Origin of the sequence: Algibacillus agarilyticus, assembly GCF_003286125.1 — a bacterium.
In the GTDB taxonomy this organism is placed as follows: domain Bacteria; phylum Pseudomonadota; class Gammaproteobacteria; order Enterobacterales; family Alteromonadaceae; genus Algibacillus; species Algibacillus agarilyticus.
Map to the genome: position 1 here is coordinate 97,606 of NZ_QMED01000002.1, position 11,080 is coordinate 108,685.

The 11,080-nt window shown below is 40.0% G+C and carries 5 protein-coding genes; 1 reads left to right on the top strand and 4 read right to left on the bottom strand.

The window, feature by feature from the left end; all coding sequences use genetic code 11:
* Positions 1-19: 19 nt before the first annotated feature.
* From DPX34_RS02440 to DPX34_RS02450, 3 genes are all read right to left on the bottom strand, one after another.
* Positions 20-2,725, bottom strand: a complete 2,706-nt coding sequence (locus DPX34_RS02440) for a pullulanase-associated domain-containing protein (RefSeq protein WP_111976823.1) — start codon at positions 2,723-2,725, stop codon at positions 20-22.
* Positions 2,726-2,788: 63 nt separating this feature from the next.
* The gene (locus tag DPX34_RS02445) at positions 2,789-4,789 is read right to left on the bottom strand and encodes a hypothetical protein (protein WP_111976824.1); all 2,001 of its coding nucleotides are present in this window, start codon (positions 4,787-4,789) and stop codon (positions 2,789-2,791) included.
* A 10-nt stretch (positions 4,790-4,799) separates the two neighbouring features.
* Positions 4,800-8,705 (bottom strand): hypothetical protein, encoded by a 3,906-nt coding sequence (locus DPX34_RS02450; RefSeq protein WP_111976825.1) that lies wholly within the window; start codon positions 8,703-8,705, stop codon positions 4,800-4,802.
* Positions 8,706-9,001: 296 nt separating this feature from the next.
* Between DPX34_RS02450 and DPX34_RS02455 the strand changes: the two genes are divergently transcribed.
* Positions 9,002-10,186 carry a tetratricopeptide repeat protein gene (locus tag DPX34_RS02455; protein ID WP_111976826.1) on the top strand — a complete coding sequence of 395 codons (1,185 nt, stop codon included), beginning with the start codon at positions 9,002-9,004 and terminating at the stop codon, positions 10,184-10,186.
* 503 nt (positions 10,187-10,689) lie between these two features.
* Here the strand turns inward: DPX34_RS02455 and DPX34_RS02460 are convergent.
* The gene (locus DPX34_RS02460; RefSeq protein WP_111976827.1) at positions 10,690-11,067 is read right to left on the bottom strand and encodes a cytochrome b562; all 378 of its coding nucleotides are present in this window, start codon (positions 11,065-11,067) and stop codon (positions 10,690-10,692) included.
* Between the last annotated feature and the right edge of the window lie 13 nt (positions 11,068-11,080).

Genomic DNA, 11,080 nt, shown 5'->3' on the forward strand with positions numbered 1-11,080 from the left:
TACACCTTATTACAAAAAGCTATTTCTCGCTAGAAATCACCACACCTAAATCAGCGGTAGGGTAATCCAAATCAGAAGCGGTTAATGTAACAGGATGAACACACACTTCAGCCGAACCGGTACCCACAACATTTGTGCTGGCCATTTCGTACATTTCGCCCACCGTATCGCCATCTAAATCATCACAAACTTGCATGCTAGTTTCATCATCCCACATGCATGTTTCGTTATAGAAAACGCCCGTTTCAAATGGCATTACCATACCATCTTCATTTAAGTCATCACCGAAAATGCCATACCCAGAAACCAATGCTTCAACAAAATCCACATGCCCATCTTCTAGATCGATGACTAAAACGTCTTCATAACCAAAATCTGGGGCCGTGTATGCAACCATATCTTCCATCGCATCGGTCGTAAAGGCCATTGTGCCTTGTGATAAATCAAACATCTGATCCATATCCGATACCGGTTGATCCCAGTCCGCATTGTCATCTACATCATAAATTGCGAAATTAAGACAATTTAAGTCGGTAGCCGTTGTCGGGATAACCCAATATGCACCTTGATCTCCATCCATCATCGGGATCAAACCATCATCCCAAGTCGTATCGGTTCCAGCATATGCGTCACAAACGTCATCATTCCACACATGTAACATGATATTGCCAGTATAATCACCATCTGCAGCTAAATAATAAAGTACGGCTTCATCTGTATCAGGCACGATAGTCGGAGCATCAAGAGGGTCTGCATCATTAATTGCATATTCTTCAGATAATACAACCGTATAGCTACCGGCAGTATCAACCGTTGCCGACGCAATCACTTCATCTAAATCATTAACAACGTCTAAGGTTTCACCATCAATCGTTGTTGTGATATGAGCCACATAATCCCAAGATTCGGTATAAGCCATATCTTGGTCGGCATCACCTACAGATAAGCTTAATTCACCTAACGGACGATCTTCACCCACAATCCATTCAATATAATAACTATCATTAACGACACCTGATTGCCACATGTCATCAATATACGCATACGATGTCCATTGTGATTCCATCGACATTTCATCTAGGTCATAACACATATCACTACGATCATTGGCCGCTGATACAACGTTACCATCCATATAATCTTTCATATCATCAAGCATTGCATGGAACATGACATTATCCATGATTTCGTCATGAGATGGCGGTGCGACGGCAGTATCTGGATCAGGTACAACAACGGTACCTTCCATATTATAAGTATACTCAACCAAGTACCCCATAATAGTCGAGCCATCAACAAATTGAGTGCTACCTAAAGAAGCAATAAAGCCACCAGAATCAACCGTTGAATATATTTCAGCACCTGCATACACAATCGGTATGCTATCTGTTTCAATATATTCATCGCCAAATTCATCAACCGCTAGCACATCAAACCAATGCTCCATTGGATAACTATTATCAGGGTATACATCGATATCTAAATCAGTATAAACACCTGCATCACCTTCTTCTCCATCAAAAACATCATCAGGGTTTGATACAAAGAATAAGCCAGCTCCATATTCTGCATACGAGCCATCATTAAATTCATACTCTAAATCAACCGAATAATCACCTAATTCGAGTATATGCGTCGTTACGCCATCAGCGTAATGATAAACGGCTTCTGAATTAGAAAAGCTCGTTGAGAAGCTAACATCACCGATAAAATTATCCATATCATCATACATGCTTTCTGTATCGTCGTGCCCTAACGCATCAAGCATTTGCAATGAATCTGCGCCTTGACCTAACACTGGAATTAAGCGACTACCCCAATGATAAGTTAATACATCTAACACTTCCGTAATGTCAGAATAATCGACGTTATATAAATCTAACCCAGTTGCATTCATCAAACTTTCTTTTGATCCGATATGCACTCTATCAATACTCATATCAGCCATCAAACCCAAAGTTTCAGCTGCATTTTCAACAGCATCAGTCATCGGATTAAAATCCATTGGTAATGCATCATCAGCATCATCAAATGGGTTCATTTCATTTAGCAGCATTAAATCAACTGGGGCATCAAATTCCCAATTTGCTTGCATCGCATAAAGCGGTAGCATATGTTGCCCTGAGCTCAACTCTGCAAACGCAACAATTCGTCCTTGGCTCTCGTCATTACCATCATCATTTGTGGTATACGGATTAGCAATAATCACATAATTACCAGGTAGCAAACTGATATCTAATGATGGGTTTTCATTATTGATGGTGCCGCCACCAGCATAAGAGTCCATAAATCCACAATCGTACACATCATAATCATCACAATCATCTAACCAATCAGATAATTCCTCGTAAGATGCAGCGGGTACACGTTTAACTTCAATATCAATCCAATCGGTTTGCCCAATATAAGCGGCTCGTACTTCGTTATGAGTAAATCGCGCAGCAAAACTAACAACCGCTGTTTTATCTGCTTCTGAAACAACGGGCTCAGGTGCAGAAACAACCGGAGCGGTTACAACAGGCTCACTTACCACAGGAGCAGAAACAACAGGTACATTGACCACCGGCGCTGCAACTTCTACCGCTGTATTATCATCTGCTGGTGCACTCACTACAGGTGTCGACGAATTTGAGTCAACCTGCTGTGGCGCTTTCATTTGATCATCGCCACAGGCTGCTAACCCGAATGTGGCCAAAATGGCTAATGCTAGATTATGTTTTTTCATTGCCTTTCCCTCTTTGAATATTCGGTTTTACTATTAATTAATATTGGTTTGTCTTATTAAAAATTATTTTTCTGATGAAATAACAACTTCTAAATCTGCTTGTGGCATCTCCAAAGAAGACGCATTTAAAATAATAGGATGAACGCATACTTCAATGTCAACGTCAGTACGAGTCGAGGCTGCAATTGATTCATAAAAATGACCTTCTCCATCACCATCTAAATCGCTGCACACATCGGCGTCTAAATCAGGGTCATATTCACAAGTTGTGTTTGCAAATACACCCGTTTCAAAATAATCAACGCTGCCATCGCCATTTAAATCATCTCCCTCAACTTCATGTATATTAAGCTCAGAATTAAATGTCACGGTGTAAGAATAATTAACAGCGCCGGCTTGCCATTCATCATCAATAAACGCAACACTAACGCCATCGGTTAACAAGTCTCTTTGATTTGATAGGTCAAAGCATGCATCAGAACGTGAATTCGCAGCACTCACTTCATTTTCAGATAACATATCGTCTATCAAAGCAACACCTAATAAGGTGACAATGTCGTCATGTGTTGGCAATAACGCCACGGCATCTTCAGGCGATAAAGGCGTAAGAAGACCTTGTGAGCTTTGCATTGCATACTCTATTAACGACCCCGTAATTCGCACACCACTTTGAATGTTCATCGTTGTAAAGGTCTCGTTATCAAAAGCAGCTAACAGACCATCGAGATCTTGATATACCGATCTAAAAGATAGGTAATTGGTTATATATAGAGAACTGTCGACTTCCGCGGTTTCACCCAAATCATTTGTTTCAACCATGCTATAAACATGCTCAAACGCATCTAGCGAGTCAGAAGCATGCGGATAAACCCAACCATCCTCTTCTATCGACTCACCGGCAACGTCAGTGCTATCACCAAGAAATTCAGACCAATCACTCACAAAAAAGAGCCCCGCATTCACACCTTGAACTTGCTCACCTTCCCCTTCCATGTAGTTATATGCATAGCTGCCTAAATGCAGGTCTTGATTAACAACGCCATCAGCGTAACTAAAAGCAACAGAAGCCGAACTCATATTACGTGTTGCGAATTGGTATCCCATTGAATCAGATGAAGCATAATCAGAGATTAAATAATTCGAGTAATCAATCGGCGTGATGTCCCCATTAACAACCTGGCTTAGAATTGGCACAAATTCACTATTACTATCAAGGTGATGGGTTTGCTCAATAATGGGGTTATGAAGCTGCCTAACATTAGAAGAAAATGCCGCAGCGCGTTCGATCGAAGGCAGATGCAATGTACTCAAAGGACTATCATTATCAAGCAGCAACACTTCAGCAAACGACTCTATTTCATCTGTTATCGGGTTAGCGTCTACGACTGCATCACTATTTAAATCAAAAGGGTCTGCTTGATTAAGTAAAACCAGATCAACAGGTGTCTCGAACGTCCAATTTGCCTCTAAAGCATATAAAGGAATTGAATGCTCACCAGAACTGAGTTCAGAAAACGCAATAATAGCGCCTTGATTAACCACATCGCCGTTGGCTTTTTGATGATACGGTGTTGCTTTAACCAAATAATTGCCTGGAATAAAACCAAATTGCAATTCAGGATTAAGGCTGTCAACAACGCCCCCGCTAACCCAAGTCATTTCAAAACAATCATTTACACTTCCAGTCGATGTTTCACATGCATCAAGTCCATCATGGTACTCATCAAAAGAGGCAAATGGCACGCTATATACATCGATATCAATAAAATGAGAATCAGAAATGAAAGCGGCATTAACCTCATTAGCGGCCGGTAAATTAGCCACAAAGGTTAAAAATGCACTCGGAACTTCTTCAATATCGCTCTTATCTTCAACAACAACCTCCGCAGGCGCTGATGGAAAAACACCCGCTTCTTTTGAGACATCAGTAACAGGTAGTTGCACTGCAACTACCTCGTTTGGTTCTTCTGAACTAGATGGCGCTTGCGTCAACTCATCACCACATGCGGTCAGCATGAGTGCCGTTGTTATAGCTATCGCCAATTGAGTATTATTCGTTTTCATAGCATCCTACCTATTCAATAATAACGACAGCACTGTCATTGGTGATCACAGAGAAGTTAGTCGATTTAGACACGGTATCATCATTAACTGAATCTGATACCGTATACGTCACCGTGTATCGACCAACAGGAAGCTGCCCCGCATTAATCACGACTTTTTGGTTAGATACCGTAAACGAATCTAACGCCACAGCCATCGGCGTTGAAAGTGTTCCATCGGCATTAGCTAATTGCATAATTGACCAAGTAGGTACGAGCTTAGGAATAGAGTCATTAGCGGGTTTATACTTAGCCTTATCATCTGTTGCACTCGCAGCCAAAGTAATTGCGGCTGTACTCACACCGTCGGCAGAGGGTGTATTAACCGCATCAGCATATAAATATGTGATTGTTGGCAAACCATCAGGCTTAACAAATATCGCCATTTGCTGAGATTGCGCAAAACCAATGCCATCACTCACTTCAACGGTTACGTTATACGTTTCACCGGCGATAACATCACTTAGCGTACAAAGAGGTGAGGTTGAGGTACATCCTTGCCAGCTATAAGTTAAATCATCACCATCAACATCATCAGCAAACACATCGATATTAACCGATAAACTATTTTCAAAACTGACGGCATGGTTAATCACGCTGGGCGAAGCATACACAGCACTGTCAATTTGCACGCTGACAATATCCGGCAAATTATTTTCAGCAGAAAACACTTCAACTTCCCAAGATGTGCGGGCTGATTTGCTCAATGACGCGTCGTCGGTAGCGACTAAAGAGATAGTATAAGTACCCCCCTCTTGAGCAGAGAACGCTAAAGAATCACCATCAACCACACTCACATCACACGTTTTATCACATGTTGGTACAACAGAAACATCATTACCATCAGCATCAAAAGTCCAGTAATTTAGTGTTATCGCTTCTGCAGAATCAGCCTCATCATCACCCCAAATTTCAACTTGTGGCGCTTGATTTTCTAAGACAAAATTAACCGTTAATTTACCTTGAGTCGAGGTGACAGTACGATTAGTCGCTGCGCTCTCATCAAACCCGGGTTGTAAGGTTACGGCTTCATCACACGGCACATTAATACTGTACATACCGCTGTCATTTGAATAGGCATAATTGAAGTAATCAGATGACGTATTTGATGCTTGCACATATAGCCACTCTGCAGGCGCGCCAGCACTATTGGTTATCGAACCTTCGATTTTGCAGCGGAAAGGATTAGATAAAACAATTTGACCAAAGTCATTACAGTTTTCACCGGTATCATCATTAACGACAATAGTGTCAAAAGGTTTATCGATTGATTCATAGTCATTGGTTTTTTCATTCCAAATATTAAACAACCAATCATCAGGGGTTCCGGTTTCGGATGTTAATGTATCGTGACGGAAGTCAGACTCTTCAACATAGTTCCATTCATATCCACCATCAGGTAATTGAATATCAACATAACCAGCAAATGCTTCAGGCTCATCACTGCCACTTTCGTAAACAACAGAACCTTCAAAACAAACACTGTTAATTGTTTCTTCATTAGCGGCCAATATAGGCCAATCTACATTGACCCATTGCAGCCAATCATTACCATCAACAATTTCAATATAAGCATAAAGGTTACCACCGATAACACTATCAACAGTTGGCACTAAAGCACCTTCATACAAACCAAAACCACTTGATTGGTATTCTGTAACCCCAACACCTAAATCGATAACCAAGGTTGCATTACCAACAAATTTCCAACCATCGTTATAAACGTAAATTGGAACTTGCACCCCAGTCATTGAAGCGTCTTGGTCACGAACAATTGTGCTATAACTATCAGTAGGTACAGCTAAAGTAATAACCGGGTCACCATCTGCAGCCGTTGCGGCTGAATCATCTAGTGTTAAATTATTGCCATCTTGATCCGAGATTTTAAGTGCTGCAAACACAGAAGAAATTAAACGGTACTCTTCGTCATCTTCAGCGGCAGCATTGGCTGAATCCGGTTCTAACGTAATACCTACACCTTGATTTTCAGTATTACCCGTAGCCACAAAATCACCCGGAAATGCGTTACGGTCTTTTTCAGAATTTGGATTAAAATACCCCGATTCTATGGTTACTTTTTCTAAATCATCAGGTAAAAACGCAAAAGGAATTTCAGCCGTCAGCATGTTAGATACATCACCGTCAGCTGCAATTTTAGCGGCTTGATACTCTTCTCCCGCTAACAAACTAACTTGTCCTGATGATTTACGTTTAAACAAGCCAAATTTGAGCTTGCGCACACCATCTGACGCAGTAACCGCCGTATCTGTTTTTACTTTTACGGTTTTAGTTGCAACAGGCTGCAGTGCCGCATTTAACGATATTTGTTGCCCACTTTTTTTAGTTGAGTCGGCTTTAAAAACACCTTGGGCAAACCCTTTTTTCGAGACTGAAACTTGGAAGCTATTATGTAAATTGGGTTGTTCAACTAACACCTGGTCTGCAATACGCACTTGATAGTTACCATTAGCGCCTGTTGAACTTGATTGCGTGGCAATCACATTACCCGCAGTGTTAAAAATACTAATATCAACAACCGCGCCGCTAATTGCAGCCCCAGAAGTACTGCCCGACTTAACGCTCCCCGCGATAATTACACCACTAACAGAAGCGTTAGCCACGGTAATGCTTGTACCCGCATTATATTCATCTAAGTTACTAACTGAATCACCATCCGAATCAAGTGCAGCATCAGCCGCATCAAATGGGTCTAAACCTGCGGCAACTTCAACTGTATCCGGTATACCATCGTTATCATCATCAGTATCGGCATTATCGCCGACTCCGTCATTATCGTTATCAACGGTTTCAGCCGGATCAGCCGGAAATTTATCAACATCATCATTTGTACCATCCGAATCAGTATCAACAAGTAATGGATCAGAATTGTTTTTTGCCTCATCAACATCCGATACACCATCATTATCATCATCAGGATCACTTGAATTAGGGATAAAATCGCCATCGGTATCAAGCGGCTTACTAGATGCATCTAACGGGTCTGAGTTATTCGCTATTTCATCGACATCAGAATACCCATCGGCATCATCATCGGTATCGGCATTATTGCCCATACCATCGCCATCAGTATCCGTAGTTTCAGCAGCATCATTCGGGAAGGCATCTACATTATCATTAACCCCATCATCATCTGAATCGGCTTTTAATGGGTTCGTGTTATTGGTGGCTTCATTTGTATCTGAAACACCATCATTATCGTCATCGGTATCTGCATTATTACCGGTACCATCACCATCGGTATCGACTGTTTCAGCAGGGTCATTCGGAAAGGCATCTACATTATCATTAGACCCATCATCATCTGAATCAGCTTTTAATGAGTTGGTGTTATTGGTGGCTTCGTCCACATCTGAAACACCGTCGTTGTCATCATCAGTATCGGCGTTATCACCCGTACCATCATTGTCGGTATCTACTGTTTCTGTTGCATCATTCGGAAATTCATCAACATTATCATTAACCCCATCATCATCTGAATCAGCTTTTAATGGGTTGGTATTATTGGTGGCTTCATCAACATCAGAGACGCCATCATTATCATCATCAGGGTCTGTTGCATCTGAAATAAAATCGTTATCGGTATCGGTGGGTTTACTAGCGGCACTGAGCGGGTCTGAGTTTGAGGCAACTTCATCACTATCGGCATATCCATCACCATCATCGTCCGTATCTGCGTTGTTACCTATACCATCTTTATCTGTGTCAAGCGTTTCACTGGCGTCATTTGGAAAAGCATCTTCAACATCAATCACACCATCATTATCTGCATCAGCAGGGTCATCACTGCCCCCACAAGCCGATAAGGCAAAACAAGACGCTATAACAGTTGCTAATAGCGTTTTATTAAACGGTCGCATACATTCTCCTTAATCTTCAAAATTATTATTATTTTGTAAATTCACAATGCTAATTTAAATTGGTTTAAATCAGTATTAGTACAATTCTCAATAAATTCAAAAATTAAATCAAAAAACCTATAAATAAAAAATCTTTATAAACAACAGCATACCAAGAGCTTATTTTTTAAGTGACTGTTTTTTATACACTTTACAATTTAATTATTATTAACATTTTTTAAACATTTTATATTGCTTTTTACAGAATTACGGCAATGCTTATATGGTAGTAATTAAAAAGCATATAGGTGATTAAAATGAGAATGTGGCTTAGAGCAGAAAGAGTGCGTGTATTCATTCAAATAATCACAAGCTTGATGTTAGTAACAGGGTGCAGTCAATTACCAAACCATCTCAATACAAAACTAGATAAGCAATTACTGGCAGATCATCAATTTGATGATCCCAATTATTATTATATTGAGTCGCGGAACGATATTTTTGAGCTCGACAACAATATTGCTTTCGCCATAAAGAAAAAAATGGCGCAAACCAATAGTTACCAAAAAAAAGTTAATATTTTAATTGAGGAGATTGTTGGCAAACCCAACGAAGATATAAAATACAGTGCTACCGCCGATTTAACGGCTACTCAAGCTTATCAAAACAAAACCGCTAATTGCCTTTCATTATCAATTATGGCTTACGCGATGGCTAAAACGGCCAACTTAAAAGTACATCTACAAGAAGTTAAAGTACCTGAGTTATGGTCTGATCGTGAAGGTAATAAACTTGCCAATGGCCATGTTAATCTAAAAATAGTTGCGACTAAGTTTAGCAGCACAACAGAGCTATTTAGCTATTCAAAAGAAATAGATTTTGCCCCCAATTTAGACAATAAAAGATACCCTCGAATCAGTTTATCTGAAGCGCAAGTACAAGCGATGTTTTACAACAACAAAGCGGCATCGGCTTTAATCGCGGGTGACTTAAATTATGCTTATCATTATTTAAGACAAGCTATTGAATTACATCCAAATGATTCACCAACTTGGTCTAATTTAGGTCTGTTATATAAACGCAAAGAAATGGTGGCAATGGCAGAAAAAGCCTACAACCAAGCACTGAAATTAGACCCAACTAATTTAACGGTTTATGACAATTTAGCCGCGTTATATACCGAAATAGGACGAGAGGATAAAGCAGAAGAAATATACGCGTCGTTAAATAAAAAACGCTATACCAATCCTTACTTTCATCAATTAAAAGGAGATTTAGCAGTTGAAGACGGTGATTTTATGTTAGCGATTAAGCATTACAAAAAAGCGATAAGACTGAATAATAAAGTAGATAGTTTTTACTTTAATTTAGCCCAAGCTTATTACAGCTTAGGCGATAAATCACAAACTAAACATTACTTGAGTAAAGCAAAGCGATATGCCGAATTCAACGATATGTCATCTCAATATCAAGCTAAAATAGATGTGCTCAATCAATTATAAAATTTGAGCACCATGATTTAAGAGAATGGCTGACCAAAACCAATTATTAAACCAATAACGCTTAATATACAGTCAAAGCGATCGGAGTTTAGGGAGTTCTGTCAAGCTTCGAGACGCCATGAGCATATGCTCTACTATGTGATTGGGGCCGCCTAAATGGATTTAGGTGTTAGAACGACGCAGGAGCCAAAGTCGAGAGTAAGCACTGACAATGAACCATAAAACCTGAGCGAGAAGACTATACATACGTATGCATTAGCAACATGCATTTGAATACGTATGCACAGACTTATATTCCACGCAAAAATCACTATCATAACCACATGAAAAATAAGTCAAACTCATTAGCGAGCTATTAACAAATAGCCACGTTATTATCTGGGTTTACACGCTTATTTCGCATACTTCCCCCTGTTGGTTGTGTTTGCTCTTGCCGGGATCTTTAACCTTTTAACTCGGCAAGAGTTTTTTACTTTCCACCCTCGAGTCACTCATAAAATTAATTAAGACTGTGGCTCATCAATAATCGCTTCATGATAATGCTGTTTAATTTTCTTTAATTCTTTTAAAACCGCCATAATTTGTTCATCATCTTTTGACGCGACCGCTGTGGCTAATTTAGCTAAACACGCTTCTATCTTAGTTAAACCTTCATCAAATTGTTCTTGGTCATCTGGTCTTACTTTCTGCAATTTTGCGATCGCAATATGCTCTTGCAATAAAGCTAACCCAGCTTCTTTATCTTCATGCGCTTGGGCTTTAACAATGGTTTTTATGCCTTTGGCCATCCCCTGCATTGAATCTTGTAAAGGTGTGGTGCGGCTACACGCAACTAAACCTGCTATCACAATAAAAAAGATGATCTTACTTGCTTTAAACATAATATCCTCGAAG